Origin of the sequence: Saccharibacillus alkalitolerans (assembly GCF_011090185.1) — a bacterium.
Lineage (GTDB): Bacteria > Bacillota > Bacilli > Paenibacillales > Paenibacillaceae > Saccharibacillus > Saccharibacillus alkalitolerans.
This window is the reverse complement of record NZ_JAAFGS010000012.1, coordinates 46605-72338: the sequence shown is the minus strand read 5'-3', so window position 1 is coordinate 72338 and position 25734 is coordinate 46605. Positions and strand designations below refer to the sequence as shown.

The following is a 25734-nucleotide window of genomic DNA, read 5'->3' as shown; positions in this document are numbered from 1 at the left end:
GCACAGGAGGAACGCCGTATGTACCGCATCGCCGTTTGCGACGACGAGCGGCCGCGCAGGGAGGAAGTCCGGCGCATGCTGCTCGATCTGTCCGTAAAGTCGGGCATCGACTTCGATACGTCCCTGTTCGCTTCGGGCGAGGAACTGCTGAAGCATTACGAAGAGGGCGGGGAACCTTTTCATATCTGGGTTCTCGATATAGAGATGAGCGGATTGACCGGCATCGAGACCGCGCACAGGCTCCGGGACAGGAAGCGTCTGAGCGAACAGATCGTTTTTTTGACGAGCTACGCGGAATACATGCTGGACAGCTTCGACGTCATGACGTTCCAGTATCTGCTCAAGCCGGTAGATCCGGGCGTGTTCGAGGAGAAAATGCTCAAGCTGTGCCGCTACTTCGAGGAAAAAGAACGAGATATTCTCATCGTGAAGTCCGCGGAAGGCGAGCTGGTGCTGCATCAGGACGAGATTATCGCCATCGAAGCCGCCAAGAGCCTGACCGTGAAAAATAAGCTGAAAATCACCACGACCCGCGAGGTCCATGACGGCCGGGGGCTGATTTCGGGTTATGCGGAGTCGCTGAAAGGCGGGCGTTTCCTGCAGATTCATCGCTCGATTCTGATCAACTTATCCCATGTGCATAAATTTGCCGGCGGAAGGGTCGTCATGTCGAACGGCATGGAGCTGCCGATCGGCCGCTCGAAGATCAAGGAAGTGAAGGACGCCTGCACCAAATTCATGGTCGCGAGGGCCGAATGATGGAGAGTCCGCTGCTGCTGACGCTGCTGAATCTCGGCACGACGCTGGTCATGGCCGTGCAGGTCAACTTCTACTTCAATTCCGTCTTCGGCCGGGAGAAGAGCAGGAGGGACAAGAAGTACTGGGCCGCCGCTTTTTTGCCGCTGACTTTCCTGTATTTGACGTTCGAGCTGTCCGATCTGGCGTCTTCGGCCGCGGCGCTGGCGATCATTTTTTTGTATGCGCAGGGTTACGGCGTGTCGCAGAAGCTCAAAGCGATGTTCGCCATTTTATACGCGGTGCTGCTGACGTTCGTGAACCTCATTTTGGTCTATCTGCTCCATCCTTCCCTTCAGCCGAGCGATCCGGAGCCCGCGGGCCTGTCCGAGCGCATTCTGCTGGCGACGACGCTGCCGATCGGCTGCATGATTATGTTCGCGGTCATTCAGGCGATCCGGCTCGTGGCGAAAAGACGCCGTTTTCCGCTGGAATCGCGCTATTCGCTGCTGTTTCTGTGCGTGCCGCTGATCAGCATCTATCTGGTGAACGTGCTCACGGTCTACGGCGAGAAAAACGTACATTACTTTCTGTCCGTGTTCGGGTTTATCGTGCTGAACGTGCTGGTCGTCTATATGCTCGATACGCTCATCGCCCGGTTCCGGCTGACGCTTCAGAACGACCGGCTGCAGAGCCAGATGGACTATCAAGACGCCAATTACGAGAAAACGGTGCACAGCTTCAAAGAGATCAAGCGCATCATCCACGACACGAACAAGCATCTGCTCGTCGCGGCCGAATATATCGAGCGGGGCCGCAGCGAGGAGGCGCGCGAACATATCAAGACGACGCTCAGCGAGATCGACAATGCTTACCGGAGAGTGAATACCGGCAACCTGGTCGTCGACGCGCTGGTGACCAACGCGCTGAACGTCGCCGGGGCGAGCGGAATCCGCGTGGATACGGAGCTGGGCCTGCGGGAGCCGGAGCTGCCGATCGAACGCTATGACCTGTGCGTCGTGCTCGGCAATATGCTGGACAACGCCGTGGAAGCGTCCAAGCTTGTCCGGGTCGCCGAAGACCGGCATATCCGCGTTCAGATCCGTTCGAGCGAAGCGGCGCTGTTCATCCGGGTGCGCAACCGCACGGAGCGGGAAGTGGACGATCTGCGCAGCCGCAAGGAAGACCCCGACAACCACGGTTTCGGCTTGACCAACATCGAGCGGATCTGCGACAAATACGGCGGCCATATGACGATCGAGACGGACAACCGCATGTTCGACAATATGGTCATGCTGCCTTTTCCCGAATGAAAATCGGCCCTTGAACATGTCGTTCAGGGGTCTTTTTTTGCGTTTCGGCGCTTTTATAAAAAGGAAACGCGCATTTCCGCTATGCTGAGGCCATGGATTGAATCTGAGCAGAAGGAAGGGGAATACGCATGAACCGATCGAACAAGAGGAAAGACAGATGGAAAAAGGGCAGCGCGGCCGCCATGGCGGCCGTCCTGCTGGCGCTGCCGATAGCGGAAGGACGAGGGGCGGCGCGGGGAGCGGAAGCTCCGGCATCGGCGGCTGCGGAGAAGGCGGATCCGGCTGCTGCGGCTCGGTCCGAGGCGCCGAATGCGGCCCGGGTCAAGGCGCAGGCAATGGTGGACGCGCTGATCCAAAATTACGGCGTGACCGGGGCGCAGTACGCGATCCGCGATAAAGGGAAGATCGTACTGTCCGGCGGAACGACGTTGGACGACAACGGCGGGAAGCGGGAGATCGGCAAAACCAGCATGTTCGGCGTCGGTTCGGTCAGCAAAATGTACGTAACCGCCGCGGCGATGATGCTGGCGGACGACGGGAAGATCGAGATCGACCGTCCGCTGACCGAGTACATCCCCGACTTCAAAATGACCGACGAGCGTTACAAAGAGATCACGCCGCGCATGCTGATGAACCATTCGGCCGGCCTGTACGGCTCGCATTACAAAAACAGCATGCTGCTCGGCGACAACGATTCGCAGAATTACGACAGCCTGCTGGCGAACCTGAGCGTGCAGCGCCTAAAGTCCGATCCGGGCGAATATTCGGTATACGCCAACGACGGGTTCCAACTGCTGGAGCTGCTGGTCGAGCGGGTGAGCGGCATGGACTACAGCGAGTTCCTGCGCCAGCGCGTCGGCGATCCGCTGAAGCTGAACTTTACCCGAACGCCGATGGACGAGTTCGACCGCGGCGCGCTTGAGCCGATCCGCCTGCCGGGCATGCCGAAGGCTCTGCCGCCGGAGAACGCGAACATTCTCGGCACCGGGGGCGTGTATTCGAACGCGGAGGAGCTGACGCTGTTCGGAGACGTGCTGACGGGCGAGCACCCGGAGCTGCTGTCCGAACAATCGGTCGAAGCCATGCTTCAGCCGGAATACCGCAAAGGCGTCTGGGTACCGGAAACGAAAAACGCGTTCGGCTACGGACTCGGCTGGGATTCCGTCGATCTCGATCCGTTCGGCGAGTACGGTATCCGCGCGGCGACCAAGGGCGGGGATACGATCATGTACCATTCCGCGCTGATCTCCCTGCCGGACGACGACATTTCGATCGCGTTTCTCACTTCCGGCGGTTCGTCCCTGTACAACACGGCGGCCGCGACCGACGTGCTGCTGGAATACTTGAAGCAGAGCGGGAAGATCGCGAACGTGCTGCCGGCTCCGACCTACAAAAAGCCCGTGAAGACGGATATGCCGGCGGACATGAAGAAATACGCCGGTTTATACGGAACGGTGGGCGAGACGCGCCGAATCTCGTTGAACGACGGGGAAACGAAGATGCCGGCGATGATGAGCGGCATGATACCGGAGCAGACGTACGTCTACACCGGATCGGGAGAGTTCACGAGCGAAGACGGACGCACCGTACTGGCTTTCGACGAGCAGACCAACGGGCATACGTATCTCCGCGTTCGCAGCGATATCGAAATGGAAGGAATCGGCGGGACGCGGATGGCGTTCTACGAAGCCCAGAAGCTGGACGACAACCGTCTTGAAAAAGGAGCGGCCGCAGCTTGGTCGAAGCGCGACGGCAAAACGTACTACGCGCTCGACGAGAAGATCAATTCCCTCTTTTATATCTCGCCGTCGATTCTGACCAAGAAGATCGCGTTCGAAAAAGAAGGCGGCTACGCCAACGGCACGAAAATCGTCGATAAAGATCATGCGGTCAACGCCGCGGAGATTCCGGTCATGAACGGCCGAGACACGTTTGATCTGACATTTACCCGTCAGGGCGGCGTCGAATATCTGCAGGCCGACGGACGGACGTACGTCAGCGAAGACGGAATCGGCCCGCTTTACGCCGGACGCTCTTCCGTCGTGACGATCCCCGCTTCCGGCAGCGTGCGCTGGTTCAAAATCCCGGCGGCCGCGGCGGGCAAAACGCTGACGTCGGATTTCCCTGAAGGCGCAGGCTTCGCCGTTTACGACAAGACCGGCGCGCCGGTCGAAATCTCGGCCGCGAGCGGTTCGAAAACGGCGGTTCTGCCGGAAGGCGGCTTGGTCGTGTTCGGAGGCAAGGCGGGAGATGCGCTGAAGGTGAAGCTGGAGCGAAAATAAAAAAAGAAACGATGCCGCGCAAAGTTCATGAACAGCCGGTTCCCGATCGCATAATGGGAACCGGTTATTTTTGCGTGAGGAAGCGGCGAAAGGAACAAAGTTTCAGGAAATGTAAAAAAGTATACAAATCTTCGGGCAGAATGTCGAAAAATAGATACAGCCATGTATGCGAAAATTCATTCAACCGTCTTATCGCTGCTGCGTATTGAAAATTTGATCTAAGGAGACCGGCACTGTCATGAAGTTATTTCGGAATATGACCGAAAGCTTGTTTTTGCGTATTTTGTCTATTGTCGCTTTGTGTATCGCCGTATCAATGGCCGTATCCATCACGGCTATCGGATATATGACGGCCCGTTCCTACGAGACGATGAACACGAGTTCCTTAACGCGGGTCGCCCATGAAAAAGCAACCGAGCTTCAAATGGCCGTGGCGGGGCAGCAGGACTTGGTCGATTCGGTTTCCAAAGAAATCTACAATATCGACTTTTTCAAAAAGCTCGGCGAGACGGGCGTGACGGACACGGCCGGTTTTGCCCGCATTCAAAGCAATCTCGGCGAGAAATTGAATCAATCGAACGGATTGTACGAAAATATCTTTTTCACTTATCAAGACAAAGTTTACGTGGACGGTCTGTCCGGAAAATCCCAGGGCGCGGACATGTTTTCGACGTCGCCGTGGTACAAACCCGCTCTGGAAAGCGACGGCCCCCTGGTGGGCGAGCTGCAAACTTCGCCGGTTACGGGGCTGCCCGCCATCGCCATAGCGGCCCCCGTCAAAGACCCGGCGACCGGCCGAGTCCTGAGCGTGTTCGCCCTTCCGCTGAACGTAAACGTTCTGCTGGGCGAAATTACGGAACAGGACAGCGAGGAAATCATCACGACGGTCATTACGGATGAAAAGGGGCTGGTCATCGCGTCCCGGGATGCCGACCAGGTCCTCAAAACGGACTTTACCAAATTGAACAACGAAGAGGGACTTACGCGCATTGCCGAAGCTCCGAACGGGACGGGCTACGTCACGATCGACGGAGTCCGGTACCTGACCTCTTTCGTCAAAGACGAAGTTCTTCGGATGAACGTGGTAACCCTTCTGCCGGTCAGCGGCTACATGAACGACTTGTACGGCATGCTGACGACGATGGGCGTCATTACCGTCGTCACGCTGCTGATTGCTTTAGCCGTTCTTTTCCTGGCGGTCCGCAGCATCGTTCGACCGATCCGCGCGGCGTCCGAGCAGTTGGAGATCATGTCGCAGGGAGACTTCTCCCAAGTGCTGCCGCGGAAATACGAGAAGAGCGCCGGCGAAACGGGCGTGCTGATTCGTTCGATGAACAAAATGCAGGAAAATACGCAAAAAGTCATTCAATCGGTCAATCAAGAATCGGCCTACCTCAAAAAGGTCAGCAGCACCGTGAACGTCATGTTCGCGGATATGGACAAGGAGCTGCAGGATGTGGCGGCAACGACGCAGAACATGTCCGCGGGCATGGAACAGACGGCCGCTTCCGCGCAGCAGATCAATGCGTCCACCGACGAATTCGAAAAAGCGATCGAATCGATTGCCAAAGGCGCTCAAGAAGGCGCGGAAGAAGCGGCCGTGATCAGCAAGCGCGCGGGAGAGCTGAAGGTCGCTTTGGAAAAATCGATCGCCGATACGTCGAGCGTATACGCGGAAGTGAAGTCGGGCCTGGACGAAGCGCTGGAAAAGTCCAAATCGGTCGATACGATCAAGGAACTGAGCGAATCCATTCTGCAAATTACGAAGCAAACGAATTTGCTGGCGCTTAACGCTTCGATCGAAGCCGCGAGAGCCGGCGAGGCGGGCAAAGGATTCGCGGTCGTCGCCGAAGAAATTCGCAAGCTGGCCGACGCTTCCAAGGAAACGGTGGGCCAAATTCAGACGATCACCGGCAACGTGACGGATTCCGTAGGCAATCTTCAGCATTTCACGCAGCGCCTCGTGGATCTGCTGACGGGCGGCATAGCCGAAGATTACGCGATGATGAGCAAGACGAGCGAGTCCTACTTGAACGACGCGACCTATATGGATCGGATGGTGTCCGAATTCAGCGCGACCAGCGAGCAGTTGAGCGCATCCGTGCAAAATCTGGCGAAGGCCATTAACGAAATCTCCGCGTCCAACAACGAATCGGCGGAAGGAACGGAAGAGATTGCCGACAAGACGGCCGATGTCGTAAGCAAAGCGAACGGCATTGCCGGCGAAGCGCAGAAAACAAACGACAGCGCGGATCGCCTCAATCAAATCATCCGCCAGTTCAAACTCTGATTCGGATGTTCGTTCGGATCCTCGGAAAAGACTTCGCCGTTCTCTTCGAAAGAGAAGGCGGAGTCTTTTTTTTGCGCAAAAGACAAACGCCGCCGCTTGCGAAAAAAGCAGCCGCGTTCGCCTGCTGTCACGGATCGATTCCTTGTCTTTTATAGCCGAAAACCGTTCATGCATAGGCAAACGATGATATAATGAACGAATCGAAAATTCAGGAAAGCCCGTTATCGGCGCAGCTGCGCGGAGGGCCGGGAAAGGGGGACAGGGAAGCGAAATGAGCGATTTTTTCGCAAGGTCGGCACCTTATTCGTATCACTTATACCTGAGCGCGGACGGCGGGGGCAAGTTCTGGCTGAGCGCGACGGACGGGGAAGGTCCCGTGCTGCTGCGCGACGCCTTGACGCCGCTGCCGCGCTATATGCTGCCGGAGTATCGGCTGAACCGGGAAGAGACGCCGATCCGCGCTTCCCGGGTGCTTGTCGTGCGCGACACGCTGCTGAAGGCGATCGGGCGCGGCGACGCTCCCGGGCTGCATCTGCACATGGGCGACGAAGTCGAACTGGCGATGATGGCGGAAGCCGACGATTCGCGCGGCCTTACGTTTTTCCTGGACGGCGAGCGTTCTTCGCTGATCGGCCGGCTGCCGGAAGGGGCGCTGTATTTGGAGCCCGGCTGGCTCGGGCGCTTCGTCGACGCCGGTTACGAGCTGATCGATATGCCGGGCTTCGAAGAAGACGACCTGGACTGGATCGGTCGGCGAATCGAAACGGACGAATGGGAAGAACTGCTGGTCCGGGCGATCCCGGCCATGCGAGGACGCGGGCTGCCGGTAAGCAGCGCGATCGAATATTCGCCGGAACCCGCGGGACGGCTGGAGATCACGGACTGCGGCGAGGAGCATGCGACGATCAGGGTATCCGGGGGAGCCGATGTGCTGCGCCTGGCAGGGCTGCACGGTTATGTGCTGGAAGCGTCCGGAACGGACGGGATCGGCGCCTTAGGCGGCGCCGAGTCGGACCCGGCAGGCGAACAAGCCGAAGGCGGCGCTTGGGCCGGCGAAGCGGACCCGGGCGTTCCGCGCGCGGCGGAAACCGGGCTTCCGGCCGAGCCCGTGCTTGAAGCGCTGCCGGAAGCTTCCGAGCCGGGAGGATCGGAGCGTTATTTCATGCGCCCCTCCATGGAGACGGAGACGGTGCGCCGCCTGTTCGGCTCCGAATCCGGCGGCACGGCGCGCGGGACCGAGCTGGCGGAATTCGCCCGCCTCGCCGAACGCGAATGGGGGCCGCTGGTGACGGGGGAGGCCGCGGCGAAGTTCCGCGACCTGCACAGGCTCTACGACGCGGCCGACTGGAGCTGGTCGCTCCGCGGCGGCCCCGTCATGGCGCGCGGCGTGGGCGTCGTGCGCGCCGAGCCCGTGCTGAGCGCGGGCGGGCGGCGCTTCACGGCCGCCGAGCTCACCGACGCCTGGACGACGGGGCGTCGGTATCTGCGGCTCGAGGACGGATGGATCGACCTCGAGGCGCCGGAATTCGCCCGGAGCCTGCGCGAGCACGGCGCGGGCGGAGGGTCGGCCGGCCTGATCTCGGCCGGCTTCTCTTACCGGCAGCGGATCGGGCTGCCGGGAGAGAACGCGGCCGGGGAGCTGCCGCTGGCGCTCGAAGGGCCGAAGCCCGCGGAGGCCGGCGAAGAGCGGCCGGCGCTGGCGCATCTGCGCTACCTGGCCGGCTGGGGCATGAACGGCGGCCTGCACGGAGGAGCCGGGCGGTGGCTGGCGGAGCTGGGGGCCTTTGCGGCGGAGACGCTCGCCGCGTTCCCGGACTGCCGGCTGGTCGCCGCGGGACGGCGCGAGCTGCTGGCGGAATTGGCCGAAGCGGCCGGCAGGGCCGGAGCGGTGATGCCGGGCGCGGAAGAAGCATCGTCTTTCGGAGGACCGGATTCCGGTTCCGTCCGTACGGATGCCCGCGAACCCCTGGGCGGCAGCGAAGCGGAAGCCGCCGAATCTGCCGGAGGCGGCAGGCATTCCGCGGCCGGGGGGAGCCTCGGCTCGGAAAGCGCCGGGGATGCGATCGCGCGCCTGCAGCGCTGGGCGGACGAGGGCGAAGAATCGTCCGGATCGGACGGCGGAAGAAGCATTCCGCTGCCTCCCCGGGGGGCGCGTCCGGATGCCGGCGGGGCTTGGGCCGACGCTTCGGGCGGCGCCGATTCGGCGGAGAGCGGCGCGGCCGCGAAGGCTGTCGGCCCGTTGGGCGGCGGAGGCTTGATTCTGGTGCCGTCCTCGCTGCTGCAGCGCGCCGATTTCGAGGAGAAGCTGCGCGCGGATATTCTGCTGCTGCTGGAGCCGGACACCTTCGTCCGCTCGGACGAGACCCGTCCGTTCGCGCGGCTCGACTCCGCCGAAGCGAGAGTGCGAATCTCGGTTTATTCCGACGAAGGGCATATGAACGATGCGCGGGTTCGAGCCGTGCAGATTCGGCTGCTGAAGCTGTACGATTCGCTGACGCGCGGCTTCCTGCTGTTCGATCCGGACAAGGGGACGCCGACGCTTGGCGCCCGTCCGCCGCTTCGCGGCGTGCCGGATTTCAAGCTTCCGTCCTGGCGCAAGGAAGCCGGAGGCATGGCCGAAATGTTTGTCGACGAGCCCCGGGTGCTGCCGGAAGCGCCGACCCGCAAAGGTCTGGCGATTCCTCCGCGCCAAGCAGGCGGAATCGCGGGAAGCGGCCAAGAGCCCGATCCCCGCGATACGCGGACGTCGCGTCCGGAGCCGGAGCGCTCGCCTTCGCTGCCGCTTGCGGGCCGCCGGCCTCCGGCTCGCGGCGGAGCGGAAGCGCGGCCGGTGCGGCCGGTGCAGCAGCAGTCCGCCGAGCGCGAATTCGTGCGCCGGGCGAGGGAAAACGCGGACCGGACAGAGTCGGAAGTTCCGTTTGTGCCGTTTTCGAGTTACTGGCCGACCTATGCGGCCATGAAGCCGGAACAGGAACAGTGGTACTTCTACTGGAGAAGCGAGTTCCGCCGCGGCGAAAAGGTCGAGACGGATCTGTCGTATTTGTTCATTTACATCTATGAATTGATCAACGGCATAGGCTGGGAGCAGCCGCAGGACGGCATGGAAGCCATGATCCGCGTCTGGGAAAGCTACCGGGCCCGTTTCCGCCGCCTCGACGGCTACATGGCCGATTGGGTGCGCGAATTCGCGCTGGTGCACGCGCTCGATCTGCCGGAATCGCCCGCGCTGGAGCAGACGTCCGGCCAGCTCAAGGGCGAACTGCTGGATCTCGAGCTGGCGCGCCGCTTCGGGGAGACGCCCGCCGGCCTGACCTGGGAATTGATCGCGCGGCTGTCGGATTACGACATGACGGAAAGCCGTTTTTATAAAGAAGCGGGGAAAAAGACGATGCCGCGCGTGCTTCCGCACATCGTGCGCGCGGTCGACGAGCATCTGGTCCGCACGCGCGGCATTCGGCTGACGGGATTGTTCCGCGAAGCCGATATCCGCATTACGGAACGCTATCTGTTCCGCAGCGCGGTGTACGATCCCGAATTGTACGGCCGGACGTATCTGGTCCGCGCGCCCAAGCTCGGACTGCATGCGCAGCTGCGCGACTTTATGACGCAGCTGGTGCGCCAGACGGAGAACGAGCTGCGCGCCCGGTTCAAGTTCGGCGGCAGGCTGCGCGGCATCAAGCTGGACCCGGAGATCGCGGGAGTGATCGCCGAAGCGGCGGAACGCGAGTTTCTGCCGCCGGAACAGCGGACCGCGCCCGAACCGCCGAAGCGGCCCGAAGTCCGGCTCGATCCGGAGGAGCTGGAGAAGCTGCGGCGCGATTCGGATGAAGTGCTGCGCATGCTGACGGGCGAGCTGATGACGGGCGAGCGCGCGAAGGACGGAAGCCCGGCGGACGGCTCAGGGGAAAAGCCGGCCGCCGCTTCTTCGGGCGAGGGTGCGAACGCAGCCGGCCCGTCTTCGCGGCCGGAACGTCGTTCCGCCGAGGAAGAGGCCTCGGCCGGCGAAACGGCGAACGGGACTTCTTCCGGCAGGGATGACGAAGCCGCTTATGCTTCGGAGACGGCGGGCGGAGCGGCGGAAGACGCCCGGGAAGCCGCCGAATACGACGGCTTCGAAATGCTGGAGCTGCCGGAAGACGGCGGCGGAATGTGGCCGGCGGAGCCGGTTCCGGGAGCGCTGTCGTTCGATCCGGAAGAAGCGCCGGCCAAGCCGGCGGAAATGCCGAAGGCACTTCGCTCGAAAGAACGGGCGGACGACGGCGCGGGCGAACGCGCCGCAGCAGCCGGATCTCCGGGCTCGAAAGAGCTGCGGGGAGCGGACGACGAGTCTTCGCCGTTCCCTGACGGAAGCGCAGAAGGGACGAACGGCGCGGCATTCGGCGAAGCCGGAACTTCCGGCGCTCCCGATGACGGGCTCCGGGTTGCCGGAGCGCCGTCGTCTCCGCCGGACGCCGGAGTACCGTCGTCTCTGCCTGACGCCGGCGGCTGGGACGTTTCCGCGCTCGACGGGGACTGGCAGGCGTTCGCGGCGCTGCTCGGTCCCGCCGAACGGGACATGGTGCGCGCCGTGCTGCTCGGCTCCGGCGATGCCGAGCGCATGGGCATCGCCGGCGCGTCCGGCGAACTGCCGGAGACGATGATCGACCGCATCAACGAAGCGGCGATGGAGACGATCGGCGATCTGCTGATCGACGGCGGGGAAGTGCTGGAGGAATACGTGCCGAATCTGGAAGGACTGCGCGGCCGATAGCAGGCGGGGAAGCCGGTCGCCCGGCATGCGGCGATGTCCGAGTCCGAGTGCGCCGCGCCGAAAAATCTTCGGAAAGATCTTTTTTTTCGAACGGAACAAGAGGACCGTCTGTGGTATAGTGTGGGCGGGACGGTCCGCTTCGGCGGCGGTCCTGCCTTTTGTCTTGGCGCCGTTTTCCGTGGACCTGCCCGGCCGGGCATGCCGCGCGGCGTTCGATATTTTGGTGAAGCGATACTGTACGAACACTTCGAGGGAAGACAGCTTAGAAGGAAAACCGGAAGCAAACGGGTTTGCACGGCAACATTCGGAGGTGACTGAACGTGAATCAAACGAAGATCCCCAAGCGGATCTCGTCGGCGCTCGTAAATTCGTTGAGCGCCGGCGTAGTGCCGCGGATCGGACTTGAATATATAGCGGTCGGGCGCAAGCTCGAGATCGAATCGGTGCTGCGCGAGTTGGGCAATGTGGCCGAAGGCGGAGCGGCGTTCAAATTGATTACGGGCCGGTACGGCAGCGGGAAAAGTTTCTTGATCCAGATTCTGCGCAACTACGCGATGGACCGGGACTTCGTCGTGGCCGACGCCGATCTGTCGCCGGAGCGGCGCCTCGTCGGCACGAAAGGGCAGGGACTCGCGACGTATCGCGAGCTGATGACCCATCTGTCCACGCGGACCCGCCCGGACGGCGGCGCGCTGGAAGCGGTGCTGCAAAAATGGTTCGCCTCGCTCCAGCAGCAGGCGATGGCGGAGCTCGGCCTGCGGCCGGACGACGAGAAGCTGCAGGTCGAGGTGGAGCGCCGCATTTTCGAAGTGACGGGGAATATGGAGCATATGGTGCACGGCTTCGACTTCGCGCGCGTCTTGTCCGCTTATTGGAACGGCTACAAGATGTCCGACGACGAGCTGAAGCAGAACGCCCTGCGCTGGCTGCGCGGCGAGTTCCCGACCAAGACGGAAGCGCGCAAAGCGCTCGGCGTCGGGGTCATCATCGACGACGACAACTGGTACGACTACATGAAGCTGTGGGCGGAGTTCACGGCCCGCATCGGATACAAAGGGCTGCTGCTGTTTATCGACGAAGGCGTCAACCTTTATAAAATTACGAATACGGTCTCGCGGCAGAGCAACTACGAGAAGCTGCTGACGATCTTCAACGACACGATGCAGGGCAAAGCCCAGCATCTGGGCATCTTCCTCGGCGGCACGCCGCAGTTCGTGGAAGACCAGCGGCGCGGGCTGTTCAGCTACGACGCGCTGAGATCCCGCCTCGTGGCGGGACGCTTCGGCGAAGGGGCGGGCATGCTGCATTACGCCGGCCCGATCCTGCGGCTGGAGATGCTGTCGCACGCGGAGATTCTCGTGCTGCTGGAGAAGCTCCGCGACCTGCACGCGTCGCATTACGGCTACGCCGCGGCGCTCGATCAGCGGCAGCTGATGCGCTTCATGGAGTCCGAGCTGGGCCGGATGGGCGCCGACGCGCTGCTGACGACCCGCGAAGTCGTGCGCGACTTCATGGATCTGCTCAATACGATGCATCAGTATTCGGAGCGCGGCTTCGATCAGCTGCTGCCGGAAGCGATGAACCGGCTGCAGCAGAGCGGAGGCTTGTTCGACAACCTGGGCGGAGGGTCTGCCGCAGGCGAAGGTTCTGCCTCGGGCGCAGGGACGGCAGCGCGCGTCGGCGCCGGAAATCCGGCAGACGGCGCACCGGGCGGCTACGGCGAAGCCGGCGAATCGGGCGGCTACGGCGAAGCCGACATGTCCGGGGTCCGGGACGAAGGCGCGCAGAGCTACGGCGCCGGCCGGGGTTACGGCGGCTACGGCGCCGGCGCGGCCTCGCCGGAAACCGGCGGCGGCGCTGCCGCCGGCCGTCCGCAGCCGGCCGCCGCGCCGTCCGCTCCTCCGAAGCCGCGCGGAAGCGGCTTCGGCGAAAGCGGCGAGGAGCTGTCCGCCGCGGCTGCGGGTTCCGCTTCCCGGAGCGGAACCGGAACTTCCCGCCCGGATTATTCGGGGCGGGGCGATCTGTTCGCCGGCGGCTACGGCGCCGGCGAGGTTCCCGGGGACGCGCCGGAACGGGAGCGTCCGCGCTTGAACGCGTCCGCGAAGGAGGCGGACGCGGCTTCTGGGCAGGGCGGACCGCTGCGTCCGCGCGGGAGCGGCTTTCAAAGCGGCGAGAATGTCGAGACGCTGAGAAGCGGAGAGGTTCGTTCGGGCGCGGTCTCCCTGTCCGAACGGGACGGGGACGGCAGAGAGCGTTATGCCTCGGACGATTCGTCTCTGCCGCCTAGGCCGACTCGGCCGGACGACGAAGGGCCGGACGATATTCTCGCGGAGCTTGACCTGTGAGCGCGGAGCATCCTTTTTACCGGCTGGCTCCGTTCATCCAGGAATATATTTACCGCAGCGGCTGGGAAGAACTGCGCGAAGTGCAGGTGGAAGCGAGCCGCGTCGTCTTGGATACCAACCATCACATGCTGATCGCCTCGGGGACGGCTTCGGGCAAGACGGAAGCCGCCTTTTTTCCCGCGCTGACGCTGCTGGACCAGGAGCCTTCGCGATCGGTCGGCATCCTGTACATCGGGCCGCTCAAAGCGCTGATCAACGATCAGTTTCAGCGGCTCGAAGGACTGATGCGCGATGCGCATATTCCGGTCTGGCACTGGCACGGCGACGTGCCGCAGTCGGAGAAGACCAAAGTCATGCGCAATCCGTCGGGCGTGCTCCAGATCACGCCGGAGTCGCTGGAAGGGCTGCTCATGAACCGCCCGAACGCCATTCCGGCGCTGTTCGGCGATCTGCGCTTTATCGTGATCGACGAGGTGCACGCCTTCATGGGCGCGGACCGCGGCTCGCAGGTGCTCAGCCAGTTGGAGCGGCTGTCGCGCATGGCGGGATGCTCGCCGCGGCGGATCGGCTTGTCCGCGACGCTCGGCGATTACGATTCCGTGAAGCGCTGGCTCGCCGGCGGCACCCATGTGCCGGTCGAGCTGGTCTCGCCGCCGGGCGGCCGCAAGCTGCGGCTGTCGATCGAGAATTTCGCCATGCCGGACGCCCGCGACGAGCGGCAGTCGGAAGCGCTGGAAAACGCGAAGAAGGCGTACAACAACTTCGTGTACGACCATACGCACCTCAAAAAAGCGCTGATCTTCACCAACAGCCGCACGACCGCCGAAACGACCATTTTGGAGATGCGGCGGATCGCGGCGCTGCGGGAGCAGCCGGACGTGTTCCACGTGCATCACGGCAGCATTTCCTCCATGCTGCGCGAGGAAGCCGAGGCTGCGCTGCGCGAAGGATACGGCCCGGCCGTGGCGGCGGCGACGCTGACGCTGGAACTGGGCATCGACCTGGGCAGCCTGGAGCGGGTCATGCAGCTCGGCGCGCCTTACTCCTGCGCCAGCTTCGTGCAGCGGCTGGGCCGTTCCGGTCGCCGCGAAGGCTCGGTGGCGGAGATGATGTTCGTCTGCGCGGAAGAGGACGACGAGGAAGCGCAGCTTCCGGCGCGCATGCCGTGGACGCTGCTGCGGGCGATCGCCGTCTGCGAGCTGTACGTCAAGGAGAAGTGGATCGAGCCGCAGGTCGTCCGGCAGCTGCCGCTCGGCCTGCTGTACCATCAGACGATGAGCGTGCTGCGCAGCTTCGGCGAAGCCGAAGCGGGCGAACTGGCGCGCGCGGTGCTGACGCTGCCTCCTTTTGCCAACTTCACGACCGATCAGTACCGCGAACTGCTGGAGTATCTGCTTGCGACCGACCATATCGAGCAGACGGAGGACGGCAGCCTGATCGTCGGCCTGATGGGCGAACGGGTATCCGGCCATTACCGCTTCTACGCCGTGTTCAAGGACGAAGAGGAGCATTCCGTCTACGACGGCTCGGAGGAGATCGGCTCCATCACGACCGTGCCGCCGGCGGGCTACTGCTTCTCGCTTGCGGGCCGTCTGTGGAAAGTCGACGAGGTGGACAACCGGCATAAAGCCGTCTACGTCAAGCACGCCAAAGGCAAAGTGGATACGCTCTGGCTCGGCGCGGGCGGCGACATGCACACGCGGATTCTGCGCAAGATGCGCGACATTCTGCGGGAAAACACGCTGTATCCGTATCTCGCGCCGAACGCCGCCGCTCGGCTGGAACGCGCCCGCCGCCTGTCCCGCGAGACGGGCTTGACCGAACGGCTCGTGCTGCCGGCGGGCGGCGATTCGATGTTCATCATGCCGTGGGTCGGCAGCCGGGAATTCCGGACGCTGGAGCGGCTGCTGAAGAACCATCTGTCGCAGCAGCTGTCGCTGCGTTCGATCGTGCCGATGGAGCCGCATTACATGGTCGTCGCCGGCCGCACGGACGCGGACGAGCTGCAGCATCTGATTCTGTCGGAGACGGAGCGGATGGAAGATCCGCTGTCGCTGCTCGACGAATTCGAAGCGCCTTATCTCGGCAAGTACGACGAGTTCACGCCGCCGAGCCTGATCCGCGCCGCCTTCGCGGCGGACGGGCTGGATCTGGACGGGCTGCGGCGGGGACTGCGGATGCAGGATTTGTAGGTTCGGGAGTTTTTGGGAAAAAGGAAGAGCCCCGCCGGCTAGCCGACCTACGACAGCAAGAGCCCGGACAGAAGTCCGGGCTCTTTTCGCTTATGTATGCTTCCTGCCGGCCGTTTCTTATTCGCCGCTTCGTCCGGACTCCGACTGCCACGCCAACGCCCTTTTTTCCAACTCGCTGACAAAAGCTTTTTTCGCCGGGCTGTAGCCGCTCGTCTCCGCGTGCTCCGACGCCAGCCGCTCCTTGAGCGCGCTGTAAGCTTCGGCCTCGTCCGGGTGGATACGCAGATAATCCCGAAGTACCAGATGGCGGGCGATCTGCGGATGGTTGTCTTCGTACACATGAATGTGATGAGTCCGATCTGCTCCGCCTTTGCGGAAAAGCCGCCGACCCGGGATGCCCCAATCGCCGGCCGCCTCGTATCCGAGCGCGGTCATTTTTTCGTTGTAGGCGTCGATGCTGCCGATGTCCCGGACGAGCATCATCATGTCGATGACGGGCTTGGCTTTCATGCCGGGAACGGACGTGCTGCCGAAATGCTCGAACCGAACGATCTCGCCGCCGAACACGGTTCGCAAAAAATCGGCTTCTTCCTCGAAACGCCGGACCCAGTCCGGATCGTACGTCGATAAACGAACCTGCATGCCGAAGGCCTCCTTTTCTTGCTGCGGTTACAGCTATTCGATGGGCGATGCATGGGCTCCTGCCGGATGAGGCAAAATAAAAATGACATACTTTCCGGGCAGGGAGCGTCTAATACAAAAAGAGAACGGAGGGGGAGGCATGTTGGCAGACGGAATAACGGCGGCAAAACGGGAAAAGGACGCGGCGGAAGCGGCAGGCGAGAGGGAGCGGACGGACCGCTCGGGAGCGGCCCGTGACCCCGGGTCCGACGGAGAGCGGCGAATCGCCGAATGGTTCGAATTGTATTACGACGAGGTTTATCAATATTTGTTTTTCATGCTGGGCGAAAGGCGGGGGGAAGCGGAGGACGTGCTGCAGGAAGTGTTCATCAAGGCGTACCGTAATCTGCATGCGTTCGGGGATCGGTCTTCGCCGAAGACGTGGTTGATCTCCATCGCGCGCAACGCGGCGGCCGACGTCATGAGGCGCAGGCGTCCGGCTTTTGCGGAGCGATTTGTACGCAAGGAACGGGCCGCGCCTCCGGCGGACGAACCGGAGCATGCGCTGCTGGAGGAAGAGCGGCGGACGAAGGTGCTGGAGCTGATGAACGCGCTGAAGCCGGCTCAGCGGGAAGTGATCTTTTTTCTGTACCAAAAAGAGCTGAGCGTCAAAGAAACGGCGGAGCTGCTGGACTGCAAAGAAGCGAAAATCAGAACGATCCGGCATCGCGCACTGCGCCTTCTGCGCAAACGGAGCGAATACGAGCGGCTGATCGGAAAGGGGATCGACGATGAATAAGGAGACAAGAACAGCAGCGAAAAAGCCGGGCGGCGGCTTAATCGATATGCCGAAGTTGGATGAAAGCCGCAAAGAAGAGATTCGCGCAGGTATTTTGACGGAGATCCGTTCCTGGAAAAGGATGCCTGACGCTCGGCCGGAACCTATCGCGCGCAAACAGCGCGGATTCGCTGCCGGAGCGGCGCTGGGGGCGGGCGGCGTGCTGCTGATCGTACTGGTTCTTGTTCTGGCGCGTCCGTTGTGGCTCGGGAATGCGCTTGATCCGGCAGGTTCTTCCGTGCCGGTGCAAGGCGGGCCGGAGCAAACGGCCGTACCGCCTGTGCCGCCCGAAATACCGTCCGAAATACCGCCCGAAATACCGTCCGAATCACTGCCCGGCGCTTCCGACGATCCCGATCTGCCGGCTGCCGGGCATCGCCTGCCGACGACCGATCCGGCTTATGAACCGCCGCAGGGAGTTGCCGATACGGTAATGGGGCTGACGTATGACGAGTTTTTGGAACGTTGGGAAGCGGGCGCCGCCGGAGAAGCGGAACCGAGATTGTCTTTGTACGAAAGCTCGGCGGAGCTGAAAAACAGTCTCCCGGGATTAAATGAAACGCGTCAGGGATTCGGGAAACTCGGCAACAGCTACACGGCTTGGACCAATTACGACGACAATCAGCTGCGCGAACTGTCTTTCAGTCTGGGGACGTTCATCGAAGGGCAACCTCAAGCAAAGCCGGAAGTCGAAGTCGTTCGCTATCTGACGACGGTGCTGCAGCCGGATCTCACCGATGCGCAGCGCGACGCTCTGCTGGCGGATCTCGGTCTGCCGGAATTGCAGGGAGAACAATACTCGATGGAGCATATCGGCGGCGGACTGCGCTACACGGCGATGCACGGAGACGACCGGTTGTTTCTCGTCGTGGAGTTTTTGCGCAAAGGACAAAATGAGGATGAACTCGGAAAATGGCAGGATTCTCTGCTGGATACGGTTCGATAAAAGCAAGGTTCAAAAATCGATATTCAGCGTTTTTTGTTCTTTAATGTTCGTGAATAGGCGGTAAATAACAAAGAAAAAAGAGCGTATTTGTTTTATTTGCGAAAATAAGCGAATATTATTGCTGCGTTCAGGTTGACGATTCTCTCGCGATCGGTTATGATGGTTTTTGTTGAAAGGCGAACAATACAACAATTAACCATATAATCATTCGTATATTCCCGAAGATAAGGTTCGGGAGTCTCTACCAGGGAACCGTAAAGTCCCGGCTACGGATAGGATGCTTTTCGCATACCTGCCGGCAGCCGGGCTTTTTTGCGCGCCTGAGGCTTTGTCCGCCGCCGCGCCGATCCGATCGGATGTCGAAAATTCGAAGCACGGTATGCGCCCATCAGAGGAGGAGACTACAGATCATGACCGATTCCATCATGCTTGAACCCAACGAACTGAACGCCGAAAGTTCCAATAAATACGACTGCATCATCGTGGGCGCGGGCCCCGCGGGCATTTTCGCCAGCTACGAACTGACGCGCCAGGCGCCGGACTGGAAAGTGCTGCTGGTCGACAAAGGCCACGACATCTACAAGCGCCGCTGCCCGATTCTGGAGAACAAGATCCAGTTCTGTCCGCCTGCCGCGGGACGCAAAGAGTTCGCGGGCTGCCTGCCGGCCTGCTCGATCACGGCGGGCTTCGGCGGCGCGGGCGCGTACAGCGACGGCAAGTTCAACATCACGACGGAGTTCGGCGGGTGGATGACGGATTATCTGGCTCCTTCGCAGGTGCTGGAGCTGATCGAGTACGTGGACAGCATTAACCTGGAGCACGGCGCGACGGAATCGATCACCGACCCGACGACCGACACGATCCGCGACATCGAGCAGAACGCGTACGCGGCCGGCCTCAAGCTGCTGCGCGCCCAGGTCCGCCATCTCGGCACGGAGCAGAACCTGGAGATTCTGAAGTCGATCTTCGAGTATCTGAAGCCGCGCGTCGAGATGAAATACAAAGCGGAAGTGGACGATCTGATCACGGCAAAAGAAGGCGGAGAGCATACGGTTACGGGCATTCGTCTGAAAAACGGGGAAGAGTACCATGCGCCGCGCGTCATGATCGCTCCGGGCCGCGACGGTTCGGCCTGGCTGGCGGACGTATTCAAAAAGCGCCGCCTGAAGCTGACCAACAACCAGGTCGACGTGGGCGTGCGCGTGGAAACGTCGGATGTCGTCATGCGTCAGATCAACGAGCATCTGTACGAAGGCAAATTCGTGTTCAATACGTCGGTCGGCACGAGAGTCCGCACGTTCTGCAGCAACCCGTCGGGCCACGTCGTCGTGGAGAACCACAGCGGAGTCATGGCGGCGAACGGCCACTCGTACAAAGACCCGGCGCTCGGTTCGCGGAACACGAACTTCGCGCTGCTCGTCTCGCATAAATTCACGGAGCCGTTCGACAAGCCGAACGAATACGCCCGCGAGATCTGCCAGCGCGCGAACGACCTGTCCAGCGGCGGCGTTATCGTGCAGAAGTACGGCGACATTCTGCGCGGCCGCCGTTCCACGGCGGAACGCATCCGCGAAGGCTTCCTGGAGCCGACGCTCAAGGAAGCGGTGCCGGGCGATCTGGGCCTCGTGCTGCCGTACAACACGATGAAGAGCCTGATCGAGATGGTCGAAGCGCTGGAGAAGGTCACGCCGGGCATCGCGTCCGAGCATACGCTGTTCTACGGCGTGGAAGCGAAATTCTACTCCGCCCGTCCGAAGCTGGACGAGACGCTGGAGACGGAGATCCGCGGCCTCTACTGCGGCGGAGACGGCGCGGGCATCACGCGCGGCCTGGCGCAGGCCGGAGCGGCGGGCGTGCATATCGCGCGCGGCATGGTGAAGAAAGCGGCGGCCGGAAAGACGGCGGCGGAGCGGACGCTGGTGTAGACCGTCCGCAGCCCATATTCGAAAAAACTCCTTCGTCATATCCGGTCAACCGACCGGATCGCGAAGGAGTTTTTTTGAAGTGATCGCTATGGCGGCGATTGAGCGAGCGTTTTAAGCGTCTTAAGTGCGGCTTGGAAGTGTGAACGGCTAGGGAATCCTTATCACGCTATCGAAACGATTGCGTCCGTTATCCGCGATTAAGGAATCGTACTCACGTTATTCGGGTGAGGCGGCGGCTTTTTTTGTCGAATTCGGCCGAATAGCGTGCTTACGGTTCATTAGATTTCCAAAAGGGGCTAAAATGCCTTAATAGCGCTTGGACGATTCGTTAGAATTTGGTTCGGCTTATACCGAGCCTTTATTCCTGCTTCGGCAGAAAGCGATCTCGCCTTGTTCGTCGTCTCCGCCGCGCTCTCTTCGTGCCGATTTTCGTTCAGGCTTCGATTCAGTCCCCCTCCAGCTCTTTCCCCCGCACCGCCACCCAATGCCCCGGCGATACTTCGACCAGTTCTGAGTCTTCCAGCCCGTACTTGTCTTCGCCGCGGTCTTCTTCCAGCAGCGTGCGCTTTTTTTTCGATTCGATCGCCGGGTCCGGGACCGGAATCGCCGCCAGCAGCGACTTGGTGTAAGGATGCTGCGGGCTGCGGTACAATTCCTCGCTTTCGGCCAGTTCGACGATTTTGCCGGAATACATGACCGCGACCCGGTCGCTGATATGCTTGACCATCGACAGGTCGTGCGCGATGAACAGATAGGTCAGGCCGAGCTTTTGCTGGAGATCTTCCAGCAGCGTCACGATCTGCGATTGGATCGAGACGTCGAGCGCGGACAGCGGCTCGTCGCAGACGATGAACTTCGGTTCGACCGCGAGCGCCCGAGCGATGCCGATCCGCTGGCGCTGGCCGCCGGAGAACTCGTGCGGATAACGCAGCGCGAACGCCGGATCGAGCCCCACCATTTCAAGCAGCTCTTCGACGCGCGCCCGCCGCTGGACGGGATTCCGCGACAGGCCGTGCACGTCCATCGCTTCGCCGATAATATCGAGGATCTTCAGCCGCGGATTGAGCGAGGCATACGGGTCCTGGAAGATCATCTGCATTTCGCGGCGCATGAGTTTCATCTCTTTCGGCGACAGCCGGTTAACGGCCATGCCGCGGTACAGCACGTCGCCGCCCGTCGGTTCATGCAGGCGAAGAATGGCGCGGCCCGTCGTGGACTTTCCGCTGCCCGATTCGCCGACCATGCCCAGCGTTTCGCCTTCGCGGATAAAGAAGCTGATGTCGTTGACGGCTTTCAGCGTGCGGCCTTTGCCGAGATTGAAGTGCTGGCGCAGCGACCGGACTTCGAGCAGCGGACGGGCTTCCGGGTCCGCACGGAACCCGCCGTCCGGCGCCGCGCCGCTTCGCGCCGCGTCCGCCTCGCCGCCGCGTCCGACGTTCGCTTGTCCGGCTCCCGTCTCCGTGTCCGCGCCGCTTCGCCCGCGCTTCGGCTTCTTCGGCTGGTCGAGCCGCGGCAGCGCGTTCAGCAGCTTCTTCGTATACGGATGCCGCGGCCGGGCGAAAATGTCTTCCGTGCGGCCTTCTTCCACGATCTCGCCGCTTTTCATGACGACGACCCGGTCGCACATGCCGGCCACGACGCCGAGATCGTGGGTGATCAGGACGATGGCGGTACCGAGCTTCTCCTGCATCTGCTTCATGACGTTCAGAATCTGCGCCTGAATGGTCACGTCGAGCGCGGTTGTCGGTTCGTCGGCGATCAAGAGCGACGGACGGCAGGCCAGCGCGATGGCGATCATCGCCCGCTGGCGCATGCCGCCGGAAAACTCGTGCGGATACTGGTCGAAGCGCGTTTCCGGATCGCGGATGCCGACCAGCTTCAGCATTTCGACGGCCTCGCCGCGGGCTTCGCGCTTGGACATTTTGCGGTGTTTGCGCAGCGTTTCGGCGATCTGCTCGCCGATGCGCAGCGTCGGGTTGAGCGAAGTCATCGGATCCTGAAAAATCATGCCGATATCGCGTCCGCGGATCTGCTCCATTTCTTTTCTCGTTTTCTTTGCCAGGTTCTGTCCCAAGAAGACGACCTCTCCGCTTCTCACGCGCGCGGAAGCTTCGGGCAGCAGGCGCATGATCGCCCGCGCGGTCACGCTTTTGCCGCTGCCCGATTCCCCCACGATGCCCAGCGTTTCCCCTTTGTTCAATTCGAAGCTGACGCCGCGAACGGCTTCCGTTTCCGTTTCGCGAGCCGAAAACGACACGCGCAGATTAGTGACTTGCAGCAGTTTTTCCATTATCGCAGGCCCCCGTTATGTAAGTTGGCTAAAATCATGTTCCAAAAATGTTTTCGCGATGTCTTGACTTTCCAGAAGCATGAACCCTAAAATACGATTTATAAAGTCGAGTATATCAATCGGAATTAACGATTATTAACGAATTATACATTCGCTACGTTTTGGGAGGCAAGGTATTTATGGAAACGGCTGAAAAAAGGGTTCGTTCGTCCTGGCATGAACCGATCGGACGGCTGTACCGCAAAATGCTGGGCATTCCCGGCTATCGTTTCTGGCTGCTGCTGCTCGGAGCCCCCGTCAATCTGATCGTGCTTGTCGTGTGGCTCGCCCGTAGGGGCGGAGGAGGATACGCGGAGCTGCAGGCTTCGGCGCTGCGGGAACTGCGCGAATCCGGCCTGGAACGCGAACTGAAGCGGGAATTCGCCAGTCAGTTGGAAGAGAAACGACGCTTCTTCGGTCAGGAACCGGATGCCCGGGAGACGGAGCGAGAGGTGGACCGGAGAGCGGAGGAGAGGCTGTGGGTCCGCGCCGGCGAGATCGCGGCCGAGCGCGCGCGCGGCGGCGGCGTTGCGAGAAACGATTACGCCGCGGCGTTCGAATCCCTGATTTCGAATCCGCTGTTCGCGGCCGCTGCGGCCGTGATCGGATTCCCGATGGCGATCCTGATGCTGCTGTACGCGAATCCGTATTCCAAATACATATTCGAGCGTCTGCTGATGACGCTCTTCGTGGTGGTAGGGGTCGCCGCGCTCGTATTCACCATCCTGCATCTCTCGCCGATGGACCCGGCGGCCAATATCCTCGGGCAGACGGCTACGCCCGACCAGATCGAATCGTTTAACCGGATTTACGGGCTCGATCGTCCGTATCTTGCACAGCTCTGGGACAATGTTCGCGGCATCCTGACGCTCGACCTCGGCAAATCGTTCGCGGGCAACGAAGACGTGGCCTCGACCATCCTGCGCAAGTTTCCGGTCACGCTTCTGCTGGCGTCGTTTGCGCTTCTGCTGGCGCTGCTGATTGCGCTGCCGATCGGCATCCTGTCGGCCGCGCGCCGCAATTCGTGGCTCGACTACAGCTTTATGTTCATTGCTCTGATCGGCCTGTCGATTCCGAATTTCTGGCAGGGTCTGGTGTTCATTCTCGGGTTCTCGATCAAGTTGGGCTGGCTGCCGGCGACCTACACGCCGGGCAGCCTGCCTTCATTCATCATGCCGGTGATCGTGCTCGGTACCGGATTGACGGCGGCGGTGGCCCGGATGACCCGCTCCTCGACGCTGGAAGTCATGAACGAAGATTATATCCTGACCGCCAAAGCCAAAGGGCTGGGCCGGAGCACGGTGCTGATGAAGCATACGGTGCGCAACGCGCTTATTCCGATCGTGACCGTGGTGGGTCTGCAGTTCGGCGGCATGCTGGGCGGAGCGGCGATCACGGAAAAAGTGTTCAACATCAGCGGACTCGGCAGCTACATCGTCGACAAGCAGTTCGTGCCGGACATTCCGGCGGTCATGGGCGGGGTCGTGTACACGGCGATCGTCATCTCGATCGTCAATGTCGTCATAGACGTACTGTACGCGTTCATCGATCCGAGAATCCGGACCAAGATGAAGCGGTATTAGAGAAAAGGAGGGGCATGCGACATGTCCGAATTATCGGTTACCGAACCTTCGGCCGCGGGTTCTTCTTCCGCGTCGGGACTCGATGCGGGGATAGGAGGCGGGGCGCGTACATCGTCCGAGTACGCGCAGGCCGGCTTTGCCTGGATCGCGTCCCTGCTGCTGACGCTGATTCTGCTGGCGAACGCGTTCGATTACGGAACGGGAGCGGTCAAGCCGGCCGTGCTGGGGGCCGCCGGCGCCTACGCGTTTTTCACGCTCGTGCAGATCGTCATCGCGCTGCTGATCCGAAGAGACCTGCGCGCGGTCGGTCATATCCGCGGCGGAACGCGCGCGCTCGGCTGGGTGCAGCTGCTCAGCCTGGCGAGCGGCAACGTATTTGCCGCGGCGGCGGCGTTCCAATTGATCAAGAAGGTCAAAACGCCCGAATACATATTTGCCGGATATATGCTGATGACTCAGATCGGCGTTATCGCGATTTCGGCGCTTAATCTGTTCAAGCCTTACGTGGCGGACACGTTCCCGCTCGGCATGCTGGTGCTGCTGATCGTGGCGGGCTTCCAGTTCGCCTCGCTGCTCCTGATCGCCGCCTTCGTCAAGTGCGGAGCCGTACCCGGCTGGATGGTCTGGATCGCGCTGGCGCTGATCCTGACGGCGGCCGCGGGCAATTTGTTCGCGCTGCTGCTCGGCATCGTGCTGCTGGCGAAGATCCGCAGCCAGAAGTCGCCGGCTTCCCCGCGCTGGGAAGACGCGATCGACCGGCTCTCGCGCGGCACCACGTCGATGCTGGGAATGTTCTTCGTCTTCTTCCTGTTTTCGCTGTCGGTATGCAGCCTGTTCACGTTCGATTACGGCATGGCCGTCGAGAACAATTACGGGGCGATTCTGCAGACGCCGAGTCTGGCCTATCCGCTGGGTACCGACAACTTCGGCCGCGACCTGTTCTCCCGCATCGTATTCGGCGCGCGGATTTCGCTGATCGTCGGCGCGGTATCCACGCTGATCCCGTTCGTCGTCGGAGGAATCCTGGGCGCGGTATCGGGCTACTACGGGCGGCGCACGGATAATATCATCATGCGGGCGCTGGATATCCTGTATTCGATTCCCGGCATTCTGCTGGCGATCGCGATTATCGCGGCGTTCGGCGCGAATACGGTCAACCTGATTCTGGCGCTCAGCGTGGGAGCCATTCCCACCTATGCCCGAACGATGCGGGCCAACGTGATGATGGTGTCCACGTACGAGTTCGTCGACGCGGCGAGAGCGTTCGGTTCCGGCAATCTGTCGATCATTTTCAAGCATATCGTGCCGAATTCGATGGCTCCGATGATCGTCAAAGCGACGCTGACCATCGGCACGGCCGTCATTTCCACCAGCAGTCTCAGCTATTTGGGCCTGGGCGTGGAACCGCATATTCCCGAATGGGGCAACATTCTGAAACTCGGCAGTGCCTACCTGGAAACGAATTCCTATCTGGCGATCTATCCGGGGCTGGCGATCATCGCGCTCGTCTTGTCGTTCAATTTCCTGGGCGACGGACTGCGGGATGCGCTCGATCCGAAGCTGGATTAGCGGTCCTTCCGGGTCC

13 protein-coding genes, 1 pseudogene and 1 riboswitch are annotated in these 25734 nt (G+C 61.6%); of the genes and pseudogenes, 12 read left to right on the top strand and 2 right to left on the bottom strand.

Annotated features, from left to right (window positions below):
• Positions 1-18 precede the first annotated feature (18 nt).
• The 7 genes and pseudogenes from GYN08_RS21970 to GYN08_RS21940 all read left to right on the top strand — a co-directional run bounded on the left by GYN08_RS21970 (position 19) and on the right by GYN08_RS21940 (position 15907).
• Positions 19-759 (top strand): LytR/AlgR family response regulator transcription factor, encoded by a 741-nt coding sequence (locus tag GYN08_RS21970; protein ID WP_166279359.1) that lies wholly within the window; start codon positions 19-21, stop codon positions 757-759.
• Positions 759-2048, top strand: a complete 1290-nt coding sequence (locus GYN08_RS21965; protein WP_206023885.1) for a sensor histidine kinase — start codon at positions 759-761, stop codon at positions 2046-2048. The genes GYN08_RS21970 and GYN08_RS21965 overlap by 1 nt, the downstream gene beginning before the upstream one ends.
• A 128-nt stretch (positions 2049-2176) precedes the next feature.
• Complete coding sequence (locus GYN08_RS21960; protein ID WP_166279353.1) at positions 2177-4330, top strand: serine hydrolase domain-containing protein; 2154 nt, start codon at positions 2177-2179, stop codon at positions 4328-4330.
• A gap of 238 nt (positions 4331-4568) precedes the next feature.
• On the top strand, positions 4569-6620 hold the full coding sequence (locus GYN08_RS21955; RefSeq protein ID WP_235946440.1) for a methyl-accepting chemotaxis protein: 2052 nt from the start codon (positions 4569-4571) through the stop codon (positions 6618-6620).
• Between the two features lie 271 nt (positions 6621-6891).
• Positions 6892-11370 carry a TerB N-terminal domain-containing protein gene (locus tag GYN08_RS21950; protein WP_166279350.1) on the top strand — a complete coding sequence of 1493 codons (4479 nt, stop codon included), beginning with the start codon at positions 6892-6894 and terminating at the stop codon, positions 11368-11370.
• Positions 11371-11690: 320 nt separating this feature from the next.
• Positions 11691-12944, top strand: a pseudogene (locus GYN08_RS23865) (ATP-binding protein); the annotation flags it as partial.
• 767 nt (positions 12945-13711) lie between these two features.
• The gene (locus tag GYN08_RS21940) at positions 13712-15907 is read left to right on the top strand and encodes a DEAD/DEAH box helicase (RefSeq protein WP_166279344.1); all 2196 of its coding nucleotides are present in this window, start codon (positions 13712-13714) and stop codon (positions 15905-15907) included.
• Positions 15908-16024: 117 nt separating this feature from the next.
• Here GYN08_RS21940 and GYN08_RS21935 read toward each other — a convergent pair whose 3' ends face one another.
• Complete coding sequence (locus GYN08_RS21935) at positions 16025-16549, bottom strand: GrpB family protein (protein WP_166279341.1); 525 nt, start codon at positions 16547-16549, stop codon at positions 16025-16027.
• Positions 16550-16688: 139 nt separating this feature from the next.
• On the opposite strand from GYN08_RS21935, the gene GYN08_RS21930 reads away from it, so the two are divergent.
• The 3 genes from GYN08_RS21930 (at position 16689) to GYN08_RS21920 (ending at position 20237) form a co-directional block, all read left to right on the top strand.
• Positions 16689-17327 carry an RNA polymerase sigma factor gene (locus GYN08_RS21930; RefSeq protein ID WP_166279338.1) on the top strand — a complete coding sequence of 213 codons (639 nt, stop codon included), beginning with the start codon at positions 16689-16691 and terminating at the stop codon, positions 17325-17327.
• Positions 17320-18312 (top strand): hypothetical protein, encoded by a 993-nt coding sequence (locus GYN08_RS21925; RefSeq protein WP_166279335.1) that lies wholly within the window; start codon positions 17320-17322, stop codon positions 18310-18312. The genes GYN08_RS21930 and GYN08_RS21925 overlap by 8 nt, the downstream gene beginning before the upstream one ends.
• Positions 18313-18500: 188 nt before the next feature.
• A riboswitch (purine riboswitch) is annotated at positions 18501-18601 on the top strand.
• A 121-nt stretch (positions 18602-18722) separates the two neighbouring features.
• Complete coding sequence (locus GYN08_RS21920; RefSeq protein ID WP_206023875.1) at positions 18723-20237, top strand: NAD(P)/FAD-dependent oxidoreductase; 1515 nt, start codon at positions 18723-18725, stop codon at positions 20235-20237.
• Positions 20238-20682: 445 nt separating this feature from the next.
• Here GYN08_RS21920 and GYN08_RS21915 read toward each other — a convergent pair whose 3' ends face one another.
• Positions 20683-22527 (bottom strand): ABC transporter ATP-binding protein, encoded by a 1845-nt coding sequence (locus tag GYN08_RS21915; protein WP_166279332.1) that lies wholly within the window; start codon positions 22525-22527, stop codon positions 20683-20685.
• Positions 22528-22706: 179 nt separating this feature from the next.
• Here GYN08_RS21915 and GYN08_RS21910 point away from each other — a divergent pair, with 179 nt between their 5' ends.
• Together GYN08_RS21910 and GYN08_RS21905 are read left to right on the top strand one after the other, a co-directional pair.
• Positions 22707-24149 carry an ABC transporter permease gene (locus tag GYN08_RS21910; protein ID WP_166279329.1) on the top strand — a complete coding sequence of 481 codons (1443 nt, stop codon included), beginning with the start codon at positions 22707-22709 and terminating at the stop codon, positions 24147-24149.
• A 21-nt stretch (positions 24150-24170) separates the two neighbouring features.
• Complete coding sequence (locus tag GYN08_RS21905) at positions 24171-25718, top strand: ABC transporter permease (protein ID WP_166279324.1); 1548 nt, start codon at positions 24171-24173, stop codon at positions 25716-25718.
• Positions 25719-25734: the final 16 nt, after the last annotated feature.